This is a genomic window from Methylobacterium nodulans ORS 2060 (assembly GCF_000022085.1).
GTDB classification, from domain to species: domain Bacteria; phylum Pseudomonadota; class Alphaproteobacteria; order Rhizobiales; family Beijerinckiaceae; genus Methylobacterium; species Methylobacterium nodulans.
The window spans coordinates 1,354,914-1,370,791 of record NC_011894.1; the positions used below are offsets into that span (position 1 = coordinate 1,354,914).

Annotated in this window: 15 protein-coding genes; 8 read left to right on the top strand and 7 right to left on the bottom strand. The window is 71.7% G+C overall.

Annotation, left to right across the window (positions count from 1 at the left end; all coding sequences use genetic code 11):
• Position 1: 1 nt before the first annotated feature.
• Both MNOD_RS06185 and MNOD_RS06190 read right to left on the bottom strand, forming a co-directional pair.
• Positions 2–871, bottom strand: coding sequence for an amidohydrolase family protein (locus tag MNOD_RS06185; protein WP_043750541.1), 870 nt, complete (start codon positions 869–871; stop codon positions 2–4).
• Positions 864–2,174 (bottom strand): MFS transporter, encoded by a 1,311-nt coding sequence (locus tag MNOD_RS06190; protein WP_015927978.1) that lies wholly within the window; start codon positions 2,172–2,174, stop codon positions 864–866. Before MNOD_RS06190 ends, MNOD_RS06185 begins: the two co-directional genes overlap by 8 nt.
• A gap of 442 nt (positions 2,175–2,616) precedes the next feature.
• On the opposite strand from MNOD_RS06190, the gene MNOD_RS06195 reads away from it, so the two are divergent.
• Complete coding sequence (locus MNOD_RS06195) at positions 2,617–3,063, top strand: Ros/MucR family transcriptional regulator (RefSeq protein WP_015927979.1); 447 nt, start codon at positions 2,617–2,619, stop codon at positions 3,061–3,063.
• Positions 3,064–3,621: 558 nt separating this feature from the next.
• Here the strand turns inward: MNOD_RS06195 and MNOD_RS06200 are convergent.
• Positions 3,622–4,023, bottom strand: a complete 402-nt coding sequence (locus MNOD_RS06200; protein WP_015927980.1) for a hypothetical protein — start codon at positions 4,021–4,023, stop codon at positions 3,622–3,624.
• 161 nt (positions 4,024–4,184) lie between these two features.
• On the opposite strand from MNOD_RS06200, the gene MNOD_RS06205 reads away from it, so the two are divergent.
• A complete protein-coding gene (locus MNOD_RS06205; protein ID WP_015927981.1) occupies positions 4,185–4,868 on the top strand; it encodes an HAD family hydrolase in 684 nt (227 codons plus the stop codon).
• A 112-nt stretch (positions 4,869–4,980) separates the two neighbouring features.
• Entirely contained in the window at positions 4,981–6,117 is a 1,137-nt protein-coding gene (locus MNOD_RS06210) for an alpha/beta hydrolase fold domain-containing protein (protein WP_015927982.1), read from the top strand.
• A gap of 148 nt (positions 6,118–6,265) precedes the next feature.
• On the opposite strand, the gene MNOD_RS06215 is transcribed toward MNOD_RS06210, so the two are convergent.
• Together MNOD_RS06215 and chrA are read right to left on the bottom strand one after the other, a co-directional pair.
• Positions 6,266–6,631, bottom strand: a complete 366-nt coding sequence (locus MNOD_RS06215) for an Hpt domain-containing protein (RefSeq protein ID WP_015927983.1) — start codon at positions 6,629–6,631, stop codon at positions 6,266–6,268.
• 188 nt (positions 6,632–6,819) lie between these two features.
• Positions 6,820–8,055, bottom strand: coding sequence for a chromate efflux transporter (gene chrA / locus MNOD_RS06220; protein ID WP_015927984.1), 1,236 nt, complete (start codon positions 8,053–8,055; stop codon positions 6,820–6,822).
• A 116-nt stretch (positions 8,056–8,171) separates the two neighbouring features.
• Between chrA and MNOD_RS06225 the strand changes: the two genes are divergently transcribed.
• Positions 8,172–8,375 carry a hypothetical protein gene (locus MNOD_RS06225; protein WP_015927985.1) on the top strand — a complete coding sequence of 68 codons (204 nt, stop codon included), beginning with the start codon at positions 8,172–8,174 and terminating at the stop codon, positions 8,373–8,375.
• A gap of 305 nt (positions 8,376–8,680) precedes the next feature.
• Entirely contained in the window at positions 8,681–10,174 is a 1,494-nt protein-coding gene (gene guaB / locus MNOD_RS06230) for an IMP dehydrogenase (protein WP_015927986.1), read from the top strand.
• Between the two features lie 275 nt (positions 10,175–10,449).
• On the opposite strand, the gene MNOD_RS47935 is transcribed toward guaB, so the two are convergent.
• Complete coding sequence (locus MNOD_RS47935; protein ID WP_015927987.1) at positions 10,450–10,617, bottom strand: hypothetical protein; 168 nt, start codon at positions 10,615–10,617, stop codon at positions 10,450–10,452.
• A gap of 111 nt (positions 10,618–10,728) precedes the next feature.
• Here MNOD_RS47935 and MNOD_RS06235 point away from each other — a divergent pair, with 111 nt between their 5' ends.
• The gene (locus MNOD_RS06235; protein ID WP_015927988.1) at positions 10,729–12,012 is read left to right on the top strand and encodes an RsmB/NOP family class I SAM-dependent RNA methyltransferase; all 1,284 of its coding nucleotides are present in this window, start codon (positions 10,729–10,731) and stop codon (positions 12,010–12,012) included.
• Positions 12,013–12,143: 131 nt separating this feature from the next.
• Positions 12,144–13,205, top strand: coding sequence for an alpha/beta hydrolase (locus MNOD_RS06240; protein ID WP_015927989.1), 1,062 nt, complete (start codon positions 12,144–12,146; stop codon positions 13,203–13,205).
• Between the two features lie 140 nt (positions 13,206–13,345).
• Here MNOD_RS06240 and MNOD_RS06245 read toward each other — a convergent pair whose 3' ends face one another.
• On the bottom strand, positions 13,346–13,585 hold the full coding sequence (locus MNOD_RS06245) for a hypothetical protein (RefSeq protein ID WP_015927990.1): 240 nt from the start codon (positions 13,583–13,585) through the stop codon (positions 13,346–13,348).
• 152 nt (positions 13,586–13,737) lie between these two features.
• Here MNOD_RS06245 and guaA point away from each other — a divergent pair, with 152 nt between their 5' ends.
• Positions 13,738–15,294 (top strand): glutamine-hydrolyzing GMP synthase, encoded by a 1,557-nt coding sequence (gene guaA / locus MNOD_RS06250; protein WP_015927991.1) that lies wholly within the window; start codon positions 13,738–13,740, stop codon positions 15,292–15,294.
• The last annotated feature ends 584 nt before the right edge of the window (positions 15,295–15,878 follow it).

Sequence of the window (15,878 nt, forward strand, 5' to 3'; positions counted from 1 at the left end):
CCTACGGGAAGCCATAGAGCCGCCCGGGATTCTCCACCAGGACGCGGTGGCGGGCCGCCTCGTCCGGCACCCACTCGGCCAGGAGGTCGAGGAGGTCGCCGACATTCGGCATCGGCGCCCATTGCGCCACATGGGGCCAGTCCGAACCCCAGACGCAGCGCTCCGGCGCCGCCTCCAGCAGCGCCCGCGCGAATGGCACCGTGTCGCGATAGGGCAGGGGCTCGGCCGTCATGCGGTAGGCGCCCGACAGCTTCACCCAGGCCCCGTCCCGCACCAGCGACACGAGGGTGCGAAAACCCTCGTCTTCGACTCCGCAGCGTGTCGGCATGTGGCCCATGTGATCGACCACGAAGGGCACCGGCAGCCGGGCGAGGCGGGAGGCAAGGGGCGGCAATTGCCGGGCGTCGATCAGGAATTGCAGATGCCAGCCCATCTCGCGGGCGAGCGCCCCATAGGCCTCGACCTGATCGAAGCCGATGCCGCCGCCATAGAGCACGTTGAGGCGAAGCCCGACGATACCGGCGTCCTTCAGCGCCGCGAGGTCCCGTTCGCTCAAGCCGAGCGGGATGACCGCAATGCCCCGCAGCCGCCGCGGATGGGCGCGCAGGGTCTCGATCATCAGCCGGTTGTCGGTGCCGTGCACGCTGACCTGGACCAGCACCCCGTAGGTCATGCCGGTCGCGTCGAGCATCGCCAGATAGGAATCGGGCGCCGCGGCAGGCGGCGTGTAGCTGCGCGCCTCTACGAACGGATAGGCGGGCGGCAGCCCGATCACATGGGCGTGGGTGTCCACCGCGCCCTCCGGCACGGCGAAGGCCCGAGGCCCGCGCGGATGCGGGTCCGGGCCGGGGCAGTCGCGGATCTCAGGCATCGGCATGCAGCACCTTTCCGCGGGTCTCGGGCAGGGCGAAGGCTGCGAGGAAGAACACCCCGTACGCCACCACCGCGAAGATCGCGATGGCGGAGGCGAGCGTCATCCCGGCCGACAGGTAGCCGACGAGTGCCGGGAACAGGGCGCCGATGCCGCGGCCGAAATTGTAGCAGAAGCCCTGGCCGGAACCGCGCAGGCGGGTGGGGTAGAGCTCGGTCAGAAAGGCGCCCATGCCGGAAAAATAGCCCGAGGCGAAGAAGCCGAGCGGAAAGCCCAGCACCCACAGCACCGCGTTCGAGAGCGGCAGCTGCGTGTAGGCCAGGATCACCGCGATGGCGCCCAGCGAGAAGATGAGGAAGAGCGGCCGGCGCCCGAGCCGGTCGGCGAGCCACGCGCCGACGAGATAGCCCGCGAAGGAACCGATGATCAGCGCCGCGAGATAGCCGGTCGAGGTGACGATGGAGAGATTGCGCTCGGTGGTGAGAAAGCGCGGCAGCCAGGTGGTGATGGCGTAATAGCCGCCCTGGCAGCCCGCGGCCATCAGCGAGGCGAGGATCGTGGTGCGCAAGATCGGCCCGGAAAAAATCTCCCAGATGGCGGGGCGGTCGCCGGCGGCAGCGGCCTTCGCCCGGGTCTCGGCGGCGACCTGCGGCTCCTCGACGTAGCGGCGGAGATAGAAGACGAGGAGCGCCGGGACCGAGCCGATCACGAACATCCAGCGCCACGCGGTCTCGGGCGGCAGCAGGGAGAACAGGATCGCCTGGGCGAGCACCGCGAGGCCCCAGCCCACCGCCCAGCCGGACTGCACCGAGCCGACCGCGCGGCCCCGGTATTGCGCCCGGATCGTCTCGCCCATCAGCACGGCGCCCGCCGCCCATTCGCCGCCGAAGCCGAGCCCGAGCAGCGCGCGGGCGATGAGAAGCTGCGAGAAATCCTGCGCGAAGGCGCAGACCAGCGAGAAGAACGAGAACCACAGGATGGTGAGCTGCAGCGTCAGCACCCGGCCGATCCGGTCGGCGAGGTAGCCCGCGAGCCAGCCTCCCAGCGCCGAGGCGAGCAGCGTCACGGTGGCGGCGAGCCCGGCCGTGCCGGCATCGACGTTCCACAGGCGGATGATCGTGCCGATCACCAGCGGATAGATCATGAAGTCCATGCCGTCGAGCGCCCAACCTGCCGCGCAGGCCCAGAAGGTGCGCCGCTCCGGCAGCGTCATGTCGCGGTAGAAGGCGGTGAGGCTGGCATCCTCCACCGGAACCCGCAGGGCGTTGGGGTCTCCTGCAGGGGTGGTGGGCGTCGAGCTCATGGGCGTTCCTCCTCGGGCCTTCGCCGGGCCTCCATGCCCCGAGCTATTCCGAATCTCGCAGCGCAGGCAATCCCGTCTGGAGCGAAGCCCGCGCCGGGCCCGCGATCACGCATCCGCAATTCTTCCGGAGCGATCCTCCGGCCACCCGCCGCCCAATCCGGATGTCTGCGATCGCCAGTGATGTGATTGCCCAGATATTGCCACGCAACCAACGTGACAGGCCCTGTTGTGATGTCAGGATCGAACACCTGGGCCGCCGTCTCACCCTGACCGGAACGCCCGGCGCCACGGCTCCTCGGCGGAGGATCGATATGCCCTCCCCCTGTATACGAAGGTGCGGTGCACGGAAGAGAAAAATTCGAGCATTATCTTGTCTTAGAAATTCCGGCTACCTAAGGAGAGAGCCCATGCTCATCTCCGTTTGCCTCAGGGCTCAAGGCTCATGGACGCGAAAAATCAAAAACCCGAATCGGCCGTTGCGCTGACGGCCGACGTCATTTCGGCTTACGTGTCGAACAACCACGTGCAGGCGGACGACCTCGTGAGGCTGATCACCGAGGTTCACGCGGCCATCACCGCCATCGGGCGGGGACAGAAGGCGCCCGATCCGGCGCGCAAGCCGACGCCCGCGGAGATCCGCCGGTCGATCGGCCGCGATGTCCTGATCAGCTTCGAGGACGGGAAGCCCTACAAGACCTTGCGCCGCCACCTGACGATGCGCGGCCTGACACCCGAGAGCTACCGGCGGAAATGGGGGTTGCCGCTCGACTACCCGATGACCTCGGCGAGCTATTCGGAGCAGCGCTCACAACTCGCCCGGACGCTGGGTCTCGGCCAGCAGCGCCGGCGGCGCCGGACCGACGCGGCCGCGCCGGACGGGGAGGGCTGAACCCGCGATCCCGGCGGGACGGAATCGTCCAATCGGCCTGAGAGCGCCCTCCGTTCCCGGTGGACCGGAGGCGGTGCTCGCCCCCGTTGGGTCGGATCACGGCTCAAAATAGAACCTGACCTGCGTGGAAGCCGCCCCGCTCCTCATGCTGAGGTGCTGGGGTTGGCTGCCATGGAAGGAAGTGCTCGTTCAGCCAGTTTCATCCGTCAGGGTCGGCCTGGCCGATGGTGAACTCATACGGCTTCCGGTTGATCTGTTCCGAGGCGAGTCCGCGCGGGGAACCCCTCTCCCGTGCGGGAGAGGGGCAGGGGTGAGGGACCAGATGGTTCAGCAAGAAGACTGAGCCGTGCCGCGGCCAGCGCGACGCTCAGTGCTTCATTCTGAACCCGTGCCACCCTCACGTGGGATCTTCGATCCCCATGCCCCTCTCCCACTCGGGAGAGGGGATCCCGCGCCTCCTCGCCTCGGAAGGAATCAACCGGAAACCGTATCAGCTCTTGAGGTGACGCGCTCCCTTGCGCCGGACCGGTGTCCACTTCGGCAGGGAGCGCTCTAGCTCTAGAACCGGCCGCCGACGCCCACCGAGCCGCCGGAGCCGATCGCGGGCGTCAGGCCGCCGCTGCCGCCGCTCGACGGGCTGTAATCCTCCAGGTCCTCTCGGCGGATGCGCCGGGGCTGGACATCGCCGCCCGCCCCACGGCCCGCGCGGGTGGTGGTGGGCACGTCGAGGCGGCGCGTCGGCGCCGTCGCCACGACCTGATCCGGATCGGCGTCGGCCGGCGCGGCGCTGCGGGCCGCGGCGCGCAGCTCCCCCCGCATGGAGGGAGGCGGGCCGATGTCGTTTGCCGGAAGCACGCCGCCGGTCTGGCCGAGCGGATTGTTGATGCAGCCGCCGAGCAGCGCCGCGGCGGCGACGGCGAGGCTGGCTCGGGCGAGCCGGGCTCTGGTGAGGACGAACATCGGTCTCCCCGGATGGTCTGGCGGGGACCGCCGCGCCGTCCGGCCCGGCCGGCCCCTGATCCGCTCCGTCTAGCGGTGGGATGTGGCAAAGACCAGTCCACTCCCTGGAACTCCCGACGACGGCCGGTGTTCGTGGTCGTGGCGACACGCGGTCGGGGCCGATGATCCGCGCGGTGATCTTCGATATCGACGGGACGCTCCTCGACAGCGTCGACGCGCATGCGCAGGCCTGGGCGCGCAGCTTCGCGGCCTTCGGGATCACGGTCCCGGAACGGGAGATCCGTGGCCAGATCGGCAAGGGCGGCGATCAGCTGCTTCCGGTCTTCCTGGCGCCCGAGCGGCTCGCGCGCGACGGCGAAGCCATCGATTGTTACCGGGCAGACCTCTACCGGCGGGAATACCTGCCGCGGATCAGGCCGTTCCCGGGCGTGCGGGCCCTGTTCGAGCGCCTGCGCGCCGAGGGCCACCGCCTCGCCCTCGCTTCCTCGGGCAAGGCCGATGAGGTGGCGCGCTACGAGGAGATTGCCGGCATCGCCGACCTCGTCGACACCGCGACCAACTCGGACGAGGCGGAGCGCTCGAAGCCTGCGCCCGACATCATCGAGGCCGCGCTCGCCAAGCTCGGCCGTCCCGCATCCGGCAGGGCCGTGATGATCGGCGATTCGCCCTACGATGCCGAATCCGCCGGGCGGGCCGGCCTCCCGACCATCGGTCTCCTGTGCGGCGGATTTCCGGAGGCGGATCTCGCAGCGGCCGGCTGCATCGCGATCTACCGCGACCCGCAGGACCTCCTCGACGGGTACGACCGGTCGCCCTTGCGGCTCCGGGCGGCGCGCGGCGCCTGACGTCTTGCCGGGTTGGCCCGGCCCATGCATTCGTGCCCAGTCCGTGCGTGCCCGGTCCGTGCCTGGCGCGGCGGTTCGCGCCGCTGCCGATGCTCCCCGGAAAGGCTCCGTCATGATCCGCCGGACCGCCGTCCTGCTGCTGCTCCTGGGTCTTCCGGCCCTGACGCCCGCCGCCCGCGGTCAATCGGCCCCGGCGGCCGCGGCGAGCGCACCCGATTTCGCGCGGCTCGAAGCCGAGCAGAGCGCCGCCACCGGCAAGCCCGGTCCCCGCACGGTGCCCGGACGGCGCATCCCGGTGCCCGGCCCGGTCGGTCCCGAGGTCCAGGCGACGACCGCCGCGCCCGACCGGGCACCCGCTCTGGACGCGAACCCGGACGGTGCTGCCGAGTGGAAGACCCAGATCGGACGGCCCGCGGCGCAGACGGCGGCTCCCCTGCCGGCGCTGCGCGAGCGGCTCGGCGTGGTCTCGACGCCGGAGCCGATCGGCGGCGTCAAGGCCTGGATCATCGCCCCCAAGGAGGTGCCCGAGCGCAACCGCAACCGCCTGCTCGTCCATCTCCACGGCAGCTCCGGCACCGATCCGGGCGAGGCCGGCACGCTCGAAGCGGTGCTGATGGCGGCCTTCGGCGGCTTCACGGTGATCTCCTTCGGCGACCGCATGCCCCCGGATGCCCCCTTGCCGGCCGCGATGGACGACGCGATGGCGATGTGGAAGGCCGCGCTCACCCTGCAGCGCCCGGAGAACATGGCGGTGTTCGGCACTTCGACCGGCGGCGCCATGACGCTCGCCCTGATGCTGCGCGCCAAGCAGGAGGGCGTGAAGCTTCCGGCCGCGATCGCACCGGGCACCCCCTGGTCCGACCTCACCGAGACCGGCGACGGCGACAGGGCCACCGGATGGCTCGACGGCGTGCTGGTCTCCTCCGAGGGATGTCTCACGCCTGCCGCCCGCCTCTATGCGGCCGGCCACGACCCGAGGGACCCGCAGCTCTCCCCGATCTCCGGCGACTTCCGCGGCCTGCCGCCGGCCATCCTCACCGCCGGCACCCGCGACCCGTTCCTCTCGAACACGGTCCGCACCCACCGCAAGCTGCGCCAAGCCGGCGTCGACGCCTCCCTGCAGGTCTTCGAGGGCTTGAGCCACGCCCAGTCCCTGTCCGACCCGGAGGCCCCGGAGACGCGTGAGGTCTTCGGGGAGATCGCGGCATTCTTCGATCGGACGCTGGGAACCGAGCCGCGCGGTCGGTGACGGCCGACATCCCCCGCGGACGATCACGCGGAGCGGCAGAGCAGGATCCGTTCACGGTGGAACGAATCCCGCTCTCGGTCATCATGTTTGCCGCATCGTCCGCGACGAACCGGCATCCGCGCCGTCGGACAATGCTCTAATCCCGGCTCTAATCCCGCAGGGCCAGAAGGGCGGCGGCGGTGAGGTCGCGGGTGCGGCGCGCCGTGCAGAGCCGTCCCCGCAGGTCGAGGCCGGCCTTGGCGGCTTCCTCCAGGTCGCGGCAGAGCTCCGACAGGCGGTCGCAGCCGAGGAGGCCGGAGGTCGAGATCAGCGCGTGAGCCTCCCGGGCGATCACCGCCCGGTCCTCGTCGCCCTGGAACGCGGCCTGCAACTGGTCGATCAGCCGGCCGAGCAGGCGCTTGGCGGTGGCTTCGCCCACGAGGTCGAGCGTGTCCGCATATTTGCGCTCGTCGTGGATCGGGAGAGCGGTGATGCGAGCATCCTCGTCGCGCAGGGCGGTGGGGTCGTCTGCCATTGTCAGGAGCTTGTTCCCGTGCTGGGACCTGAATCGGGACGCGACGATAGCCCGGCCGGTCGGGCACGGCCATGGTCTCGAGCGGATCCGGCGGGATGGTCGAACCGCGGCGCCCTTCGGCCGCCGCGTCTCCGCCGGGCCGGTTCCTCGGTTTCCTCGCCACCGTGCGGGCCGCCTGGCGGCCGGCATCAGGCAAGCGCGGCTCCGCCGGCTGCCGTCAGCAGGACGACGAGCCAGGGCGGCAGCCGGCCGACCGTGAGCAGCCCGAAGGCCGTCGCCGCGACCGCCATGTCGCGGGGCGCGCCGACGGCGCTCGTCCAGACCGGATCGTAGAGGGCCGCCGCCAGGATCCCGACCACGGCGGCGTTGGTGCCCCGCATGGCCGCCTGCGCCAGGGGCCGCGCCCGCAGCGCGTCCCAGAACGGCAGGGCGCCGAGGACGAGGAGCAGCCCCGGCAGGAAGATCGCCACGAGCGCGAGCGCCGCGCCCGCGACCCCGCTCGGCGGTCCCTGGAGCACCGTCCCGAGGAAGGCCGCGACCGTGAAGAGCGGCCCCGGCACGGCCTGCGCGGCGCCGTAGCCGGCCAGGAAGGAGTCGCCCGTCACGAAGCCCGGGGCGACCAGGGTGGCCTGAAGGAGCGGCAGCACCACGTGCCCGCCCCCGAAGACCAGGGCGCCCGACCGGTAGAAGGCATCGAAGACCGCGAGCGCCCGGGATCCCGTGAGCCCGGCCAGCCCGGGAGGCAGGACAAGGAGCGCAAGGAAAATCGCGAGCGCGGCCACGGCGGTCCGGCGCGAGACCGGAAAGGCGGCGGACCGGCCCGCCGGTCCGCCGGACGCGCGGCAGAGCGCAAGGCCGCCGGCGGCGCCGAGCGCGATGGCGCCGAGCTGCCCGGCGGCGCCGGGGGCCAGGACGACGAGCCAGAGGGCCGCGAGGGCGAGGCCCGCGCGCGGCCGGTCGGGGGCGAGGCTGCGCGCCATGCCCCAGACCGCCTGGGCCACGACCGCGACCGCGACGAGCTTCAGCCCGTGGAGCAGGCCCGCGACGAGCGGCCCCGGCGCGGCGCTCGCCCCGGAGGCCACCGCGACGAGGAGGAGGGCGGACGGGAGCGTGAACCCCGCCCAGGCCGCGAGCCCGCCGCTAAGGCCGCCGCCGCGCAGCACTCCGAGGGAGAACCCGACCTGGCTCGAGGCGGGGCCCGGCAGGAACTGGCAGAGCGCCACGAGATCCGCATAGGCCGCCTCGTCGATCCAGCGGCGCCGGACGACGAACTCGTCCCGGAAATAGCCGAGATGCGCGATCGGGCCGCCGAAGGAGGTCAGGCCGAGGGTGAGGAAGGCGGAGAAGACCTCCGCGAGGGAGCGCGGGGCGGCCGGCTGCGCGCCGTCGTGCCGGAGCGGGGAGGACGGGGGCGGGGTCGTCATCGGCAGGCGGATTGCGGCGGGACATCCCCCTGTCTCCCGGCTCTGCCGGAGCGTCAAGCCGGAACGCCAGGGAGGCTCCGGCCGTTGGAGGCGGCACGCCCACACGGAGATCCGCCATGCGATCCACGATTCTGCTCGCCGCCACCCTGGTCACGGCCTCGCTCCTCGGGACCGGCGGAGCCGAGGCCAAGGGCTGCCTCAAGGGTGCGGTGGTCGGCGGCGCGGCCGGGGCCGCGGCCGGCCACGGCAAGGCCGGCGCGGCGGCCGGCTGCGTCATCGGGCGCCACAATGCCAACAAGGCGAGCCAGGGCCAGAAATAGAGCATTGTCCGACGACGCGGGATGCCGGTTCGTCGCAGACGATGCGGCAAACGCGAAGGCCGAGAGCAGAAGCCGGTCCACTGCGAACGGCTTCTGCTCTAGCCGCCCGCCCCCGGAAAGCCGGGGACCGGGCCGACCCGGACGAGAGTTCCCCTGCGCTCCGCTCGGGAGCGGGATGCCGGCGATGCATGATGCGGCGATCACGGCTTTGCCACGGTCGCGCCCGCATGCTATCGGCCGGTGCCAACTCGTTGAAGGCTGGGCTGCTGCCGCGCCCGGCCCCTTTCCGCATCAGGAGTTGGTTCATGGCCCGCATCGTTGCCGACAGCATCATCGAGGGCCTGACCTTCGATGACGTTCTGCTGCGGCCCGCTGCCTCGTCGGTGATGCCCGCCGAGGTTGCGATCCACACCCGGCTCACCCGCTCGATCAAGCTGAACCTGCCGATCATCGCCTCGGCGATGGACACCGTCACCGAGGCCCGCATGGCAATCGCCATGGCGCAGAACGGCGGCCTCGGCGTGATTCACCGCAACCTCGAGCCGCAGGAGCAGGCCGAGCAGGTGCGGCAGGTCAAGAAGTACGAATCCGGGATGGTGCTCAACCCCATCACCATTCACCCGGACGAGACGCTCGCCGATGCCCACCTGCTGATGCGCCAGAACGGCATCTCGGGCATCCCGGTGGTGGAGCGCGGCCCGAACGGCTCCAAGGGCAAGCTCGTCGGCATCCTGACGAACCGCGACACGCGCTTCGCCACCGACCCGAACCAGCCGATCGCCGAGCTGATGACCCGCGACCGGCTGATCACCGTACGCGAGGGCGTGACCCAGGACGAGGCCAAGCGCCTGCTGCACCAGTTCCGGATCGAGAAGCTGCTCGTGGTCGACGACCACTACCGCTGCATCGGCCTCATCACCGTCAAGGACATCGAGAAGCAGGTCGCCTATCCGAACGCGGTCAAGGACGAGCAGGGCCGCCTGCGGGTCGCCGCCGCCACGACCACGGGCGAGAGCGGCTTCGAGCGGGCCGAGCGCCTGATCGATGCGGGCTGCGACGTGATCGTGGTCGACACCGCCCACGGCCATTCCGCCAAGGTGCTCGACAGCGTGCGCCGGGTGAAGACGCTCTCGAACGCCGTGCAGGTCATCGCCGGCAACGTGGCGACCCGCGAGGGGGCGCAGGCCCTGATCGACGCGGGCGCCGATGCGATCAAGGTCGGCATCGGCCCGGGCTCGATCTGCACCACCCGCATCGTCGCGGGCGTCGGCGTGCCCCAGCTCACCGCCCTGATGGAGGCGGTCGAGGCCGCGGCCGATGCCGACGTGCCGGTGATCGCGGATGGCGGCATCAAGTATTCGGGCGACCTCGCCAAGGCGCTGGCAGCCGGCGCCTCGGTGGCGATGCTGGGCTCGCTGCTCGCCGGCACCGATGAGGCGCCGGGCGAGGTCTTCCTCTACCAGGGCCGCTCCTACAAGAGCTACCGCGGCATGGGCTCGGTGGGCGCCATGGCGCGCGGCTCGGCCGACCGCTACTTCCAGGCCGAGGTGAGCGACACCCACAAGCTGGTGCCGGAGGGCATCGAGGGGCAGGTGCCCTACAAGGGCCCGGTCGCGGCGGTGCTGCACCAGCTCGCGGGCGGGCTTCGCGCCGCGATGGGCTATGTGGGCGCCGAGGATCTCGCGGCCTTCCGCGAGCGGGCGCAGTTCATCCGCATCACCAATGCGGGCCTGCGCGAGAGCCACGTCCACGACGTGACCATCACCCGCGAGAGCCCGAACTACCCGAGCCGGACCTGAGCGACCGGCAGCGGATCCTCTGGGCCTGCGGGCGATCCTCGCCCCGGTCCTCGCTCCGGTCCCGTCCAGGTCGGCCTGCTCGTCCGGCTTCCGATCTGGACCGGGCGGACGCGCTGTGCGGTCGCGCGGGCGGGACCGTGACGGTCGGGCCCATCGCCATGAGCGAGCCAACCGGCCGGCGCCCGCCCTCGCCGGGGCGCCGGCGCCGATGGCGGTGGGGGTCTGGGGGATTCGGATCCTCCTCGCGCCGGTCGCCCGAGGAGGATCCGGCGGCGTCAGTAACGCGGCGGGCGCGGCGCACCGCCATATTCGAGCTGCGTCTTGGCGTCGTAGGGCGGTGGTGGCGGGGGCGTGAGGTCGGGCGTCGCGGCCGGCGCCGTGGCGCAGGCGGCGAGCGTCAGCGCGAGGAGACCGGCCAGGGTGAGAGAGGTGAGCGGCGACATGGGTTCAAGGCTCCGGATCGGCGCGAGGCACCCCGGTGATGTCCCCGGGGAAGAGGCCGAAAGCTTGGCCGTCGCGGGCCGATTCGCCGGCGCGGGCGTGACCGTTTCGCGATGACGCCCTCAGCCCGTCTCGCGGCCGCCATCGAGGTGCTGGCCGACATCGCCGCACGCCGCCGCCCGGTGGCCGACGCGCTCAAGGATTGGGGCCTCGCCCACCGCTTCGCCGGCTCGGGCGACCGGGCCGCGATCGCCAGCCTCGTCTACGACGCCCTGCGCCGCCGCGCCTCGGCCGCCTGGATCATGGGCGAGGACACGCCCCGCGCGGTGCTGATCGGGACTCTGCGCCTCCAGCGGGGCCTTGCCGGGCAGACCATCGCGGGCCTGTTCACGGGCGAGCGCTTCGCGCCCGCTCCCCTGACGCAGGCCGAGCGGACGCGCCTCGACACCGCGACCCTCGCCGATGCGCCGCCCCACATCGCCGGCGACGTGCCCGAATGGGTGCTGCCCTCGCTCGTGCGGATCCTCGGCGACGACCTTTTGCCGGAGCTGAAGGCGCTCGCGCGCCGCGCGCCTCTCGACATCCGGGTCAACACCCTGAAGGCCGACCGCGAGCGGGTGCGCGAAGGTCTCGCCCATCTCGATCCCGCCCCGACCCCGCACGCGCCCCATGGCCTGCGCGTGCCGGTGCCGGATGACGGCCGTGGCCCGGCCCTGCATGTCGAGCCCGAATTCCTGGAGGGCCTGTTCGAGATCCAGGACGAGGGCTCGCAGCTCGCCGCGCTCCTGTCGGGCGCCAGGCCCGGTGAGATGGTGATCGATCTCTGCGCGGGCGGCGGCGGCAAGACCCTGGCGCTCGCGGCCATGATGGAGAACCGGGGACGGCTCGTCGCGACCGACGGCGATCCCCGCCGCCTCGCACCCATCCACGAACGCCTGCGCCGGGCCGGCGCGGCCGCCGAGGTGCGCACGCCCCGCGGCAGCCGGGCGGCCCCGGAGGTCCTGGCGGATCTCCAGGGACAGGCCGACCTCGTCCTCGTCGATGCCCCCTGCACGGGCTCGGGCACGTGGCGCCGCAACCCCGACGCCAAGTGGCGGCTGCGGCCGGGGAGCCTCGCGACGCGGCGCTCCGACCAGGCGGCGGTCCTCGACCGCGCCGCGCGGCTCCTGAAGCCCGGCGGCCGCCTCGTCTACGTCACCTGCTCGCTCCTGCCGGAGGAGAACGACGAGGCCGTGGGCGGGATTCTGACCCGGCAACCGGGTCTGACGATCCGCCCGCCCACCCTCGCGCCGACGCTCGAGGCAGCCCTGCGCCGCACCGCGCACGGCGTGCAGCTGACGCCGGCCCGCACCGGAACGGATGGATTCTACGTCAGCACGGTGACGTTGGGTCAATGAGGCGGGGACAGGCCGCCCCCGCGGCGGAATACCGAGGATCGGCGGTCTTCGCGGGCCCGATCCCCATCGGCGACTGGACAAGCTGCCGTCACGATGGTTGAGGGGCAGGAGAGATCTCGGATCGACCGGACATGCCGCTCCATCGCAGGACGTTGCTCACGGGAGCGGCCGCGCTCCCGTTCGCGCGCTCGGCGACCGGGACCGTCCGGGCGGCGGAAGCCGCTGCCCCGGAGGCCGCCCAGCCGGCGGCTCCGGCTCCGGCTCCGGCCCCAGCGCCCCGGGAGGCGGCTCCCGCTTCACCGGCCACACCTCCGCCCCGGCCCGGCGCTGATCTGGAGATGCTCCCCCTCTGGCCCGGGCTGCCGCCCGGCGGGGGCGGACCGGATCTCGACGGTCCGGCCTTCGACGAGAGCCGCGAGGGCGTCATCCAAAGCGTGGCGCGGCCCTGCCTGATGGCGGTGCGGCCGGCCCGCCCGAACGGAACCGCCATCCTGATCGCGGCGGGCGGCGGCTACCGGCGCATCGATATCGGGCACGAGGCCCTTCCGACCGCGCAGTGGCTGGCCGCGCAGGGCATCACCGCCTTCGTGTTCGTCTACCGCCTGCCCGGCGAGGGATGGGCCGCCGGGGCGGATGCCCCGCTCCAGGACGTGCAGCGGGCCGTGCGCCTCGTGCGGGCGCGGGCCAAGCGCGACGGCTACGAACCGGGCCGGATCGGCGTGGTCGGCTTCTCGGCCGGCGGCCACCTGATGGGCTCGGCTGCCGTGCGCTTCGCGGCGCGGCTCTACGAGCCGGTGGACGAGGACGATGCGCTCTCCGCGCGGCCCGACGCCGCGGCGCTGATCTATCCGGTCATCACCCTGCGCCCGCCCTTCGACCGCACCTCGAGCCGGCGGGTGCTGGTCGGCGAGGCCCCGACGCGGTTCGCCACCAATGCCTATTCGGTGGAACTGCACGTGCGCGCCCAATCGCCCCCGACCTTTCTTGCCCAGGCGGCCGACGATCCGGTCGCGGTGGTGGACAATTGCCTGCTGATGTACGGGGCGCTTCGCGCCGCCGACGTGCCGACCGAGATGCACCTGTTCGAGCGCGGCGGCCACGGTTTCGCCCTCGGCGTCCCGGGCACGCCCGCGGCGGCTTGGCCCGGCCTGTTCCTCGCCTGGGCGCGGCGGCGGGGGTTCATCCGCGGATAGAGGATGTCCAGGAGAAGTGGAGACCGGTTCTCCGTCCGGACATCCGACACGTCAAAAGCGGAGAGTCCGTCGGACGCTTCTGGAAGCGTCCGACGGACTCGGGGGAATGGTCCTGCGGGACCATTCCCGTGTCGGAACCGTCAGAAGCAGCGGCGCGTGCGGGTGACGACGACCCGGCCGTAGGGACCCCGGCGCTTGTTCACCACGACGGTGCAGCGCGGGCCCCGGCGCACGATGCGGCGCTCGACGTACTGCGCCTGGGCGATCCCCGCCTCCGGGGCGACGAGGCCGGGCCCGGCGACCGGAAGGGCCGCGGCCGGGGCGGAGGCGAGCGTGGCGGCACCGAGCAGGGTGGCGAGGCCGAGGACGATGGTTCTCATAGGAAGAGACTCCTGTCTTGAGGCTTTTCGGGGGTGACAGCTCTCGCGGCCAAGCGGTGAACGCGCGCTTAATGCGGCCGGCTGCTCGCAGATCCGTGACGCTGCGCCCGCGCCGCGTTGCGCCCAGGCCGATGCTCGTCTAACTCACCTCCATGACCGCCGAGCACGACAAGATCCTGATCATCGATTTCGGGAGCCAGGTGACCCAGCTCATCGCCCGCCGGGTGCGGGAGGAGGGGGTCTATTCCGAGATCGTGCCCTATCAGGCGGCGGAAGCCGCTTTCGCAGCGCTCAAGCCGAAGGCCGTGATCCTGTCGGGCGGGCCTGAATCGGTGACGATCGAGACCTCGCCCCGCGCGCCGCAAGGCGTGTTTGAGGCGGGCGTGCCGGTGCTCGGCATCTGCTACGGCGAGCAGACCATGGCGGCCCAGCTCGGCGGCGAGGTCGAGGGCGGCCACCATGCCGAGTTCGGCCGGGCCGAGATCGAGGTCATCGCCGATTCGGCCCTGTTCAAGGGCATCTGGCACGTCGGGGAGAAATACCCGGTCTGGATGAGCCACGGCGACCGGGTGACGAAGCTGCCGGAGGGCTTCTCCACCATCGCGATCTCGCCCAACGCCCCCTTCGCGGCGGTGGCCGACGAGGCGCGCCGCTTCTATGCGGTGCAGTTCCATCCCGAGGTCGCCCACACGCCCCACGGGGCGCTGCTCCTGCGCAACTTCGTGCGCGACATCGCCGGCTGCTCGGGCGACTGGTCGATGCGCGCCTTCCGGGAGGAGGCGATCGAGCGCATCCGCGCGCAGGTCGGGACCGGGAAGGTGCTGTGCGGCCTCTCGGGCGGCGTCGACTCGGCGGTGGCGGCGGTGCTGATCCACGAGGCGATCGGCGAGCAGCTCACCTGCGTGTTCGTGGATCACGGCCTGCTGCGCCTCGGCGAGGCCGAGGAGGTGGTGCGGCTGTTCCGCGACCACTACAACATCCCCCTCGTCCACGTGCAGGCGCAGGATCTCTTCCTCGGCGCGCTCGCCGGCGTCACCGACCCGGAGGTGAAGCGCAAGACGATCGGGCGCCTGTTCATCGACGTGTTCGAGGCCGAGGCGAAGAAGATCGGCGGCGCGGCGTTCCTGGCGCAGGGCACCCTCTACCCGGATGTGATCGAGAGCGTGTCCTTCACGGGCGGCCCCTCGGTGACGATCAAGAGCCACCACAATGTCGGCGGGCTGCCCGAGCGCATGAACATGAAGCTCGTGGAGCCCCTGCGCGAGCTGTTCAAGGACGAGGTGCGGGTGCTCGGCCGCGAGCTCGGCCTGCCCGACGCCTTCGTGGGCCGGCATCCCTTCCCGGGGCCGGGCCTCGCCATCCGCTGCCCGGGCGAGATCACGGCCGAGAAGCTCGATGCGCTCCGCAAGGCCGACGCGATCTACCTGGAGGAGATCCGCAAGGCCGATCTCTACGACGCGATCTGGCAGGCCTTCGCGGTGATCCTGCCGGTGAAGACGGTGGGCGTGATGGGCGACGGGCGCACCTACGACCATGTCTGCGCGCTGCGCGCCGTCACCTCGGTCGACGGCATGACGGCGGACTTCTATCCTTTCGACATGACGTTCCTGGGCCGCGTCGCCACCCGGATCATCAACGAGGTCAAGGGCATCAACCGGGTCACCTACGACATCACCTCGAAGCCTCCGGGCACGATCGAGTGGGAGTGAACCGATCGAGCTCGCGAAGTATCGCGGGCTACCGCCATCCTGGCATCACTCCCTGATTTACAGGATATTTTAGTTCTGCATTCGCCAGAGCCCATCGCTTCCGGGCGATGGGCTCTGGCGGTTTGCACGACGGTCTGTGTGGCAACGGATCGGCCGCGGGAATCCTCCGCGAGCAGCGGCGGGATCGACTTCGCGGCAGCCATCACAGCCGACCATTCCGGCCTGCCTGAACTGACGACGTTTTCTGCCCGCGACGGAACGAGACTGGCCTGTAGGCTCTACGGCGATCCCGCCGCATCCGACCGCGTGGCCATCCGCGTCCCGGTTCGGGCTGGCACGGCATGCCGTTCAACACCATGGCCCGCCACCTTGGGCCCGCCCCCGCCCGACGGGGCGACGTCGATCATGTCGGCCAGCTTGACGACGTCGCGAAGGCGAGAGCGGTTCGCGCGCCGCCGCCCGCACCCTGGAAGCCGCGCCGTGCGCGTGGAAGCGGGCCGGGAGGCTGCCGCGCGATCCTCGCGGGCATGATCCACGCTCGGTGCCGGTGAGCCGCCGAACCGGAGCATTCCCGCTCAGGAACG

What these genes read in the sequence shown, in the direction of transcription:
- MNOD_RS06185 (WP_043750541.1), bottom strand. Translation starts at nt 871, where the DNA reads ATGCCTGAGATCCGCGACTGCCCCGGCCCGGACCCGCATCCGCGCGGG.
- MNOD_RS06190 (WP_015927978.1), bottom strand. Translation starts at nt 2,174, where the DNA reads ATGAGCTCGACGCCCACCACCCCTGCAGGAGACCCCAACGCCCTGCGG.
- MNOD_RS06195 (WP_015927979.1), top strand. Translation starts at nt 2,617, where the DNA reads ATGGACGCGAAAAATCAAAAACCCGAATCGGCCGTTGCGCTGACGGCC.
- MNOD_RS06200 (WP_015927980.1), bottom strand. Translation starts at nt 4,023, where the DNA reads ATGTTCGTCCTCACCAGAGCCCGGCTCGCCCGAGCCAGCCTCGCCGTC.
- MNOD_RS06205 (WP_015927981.1), top strand. Translation starts at nt 4,185, where the DNA reads ATGATCCGCGCGGTGATCTTCGATATCGACGGGACGCTCCTCGACAGC.
- MNOD_RS06210 (WP_015927982.1), top strand. Translation starts at nt 4,981, where the DNA reads ATGATCCGCCGGACCGCCGTCCTGCTGCTGCTCCTGGGTCTTCCGGCC.
- MNOD_RS06215 (WP_015927983.1), bottom strand. Translation starts at nt 6,631, where the DNA reads ATGGCAGACGACCCCACCGCCCTGCGCGACGAGGATGCTCGCATCACC.
- chrA (WP_015927984.1), bottom strand. Translation starts at nt 8,055, where the DNA reads ATGACGACCCCGCCCCCGTCCTCCCCGCTCCGGCACGACGGCGCGCAG.
- MNOD_RS06225 (WP_015927985.1), top strand. Translation starts at nt 8,172, where the DNA reads ATGCGATCCACGATTCTGCTCGCCGCCACCCTGGTCACGGCCTCGCTC.
- guaB (WP_015927986.1), top strand. Translation starts at nt 8,681, where the DNA reads ATGGCCCGCATCGTTGCCGACAGCATCATCGAGGGCCTGACCTTCGAT.
- MNOD_RS47935 (WP_015927987.1), bottom strand. Translation starts at nt 10,617, where the DNA reads ATGTCGCCGCTCACCTCTCTCACCCTGGCCGGTCTCCTCGCGCTGACG.
- MNOD_RS06235 (WP_015927988.1), top strand. Translation starts at nt 10,729, where the DNA reads ATGACGCCCTCAGCCCGTCTCGCGGCCGCCATCGAGGTGCTGGCCGAC.
- MNOD_RS06240 (WP_015927989.1), top strand. Translation starts at nt 12,144, where the DNA reads ATGCCGCTCCATCGCAGGACGTTGCTCACGGGAGCGGCCGCGCTCCCG.
- MNOD_RS06245 (WP_015927990.1), bottom strand. Translation starts at nt 13,585, where the DNA reads ATGAGAACCATCGTCCTCGGCCTCGCCACCCTGCTCGGTGCCGCCACG.
- guaA (WP_015927991.1), top strand. Translation starts at nt 13,738, where the DNA reads ATGACCGCCGAGCACGACAAGATCCTGATCATCGATTTCGGGAGCCAG.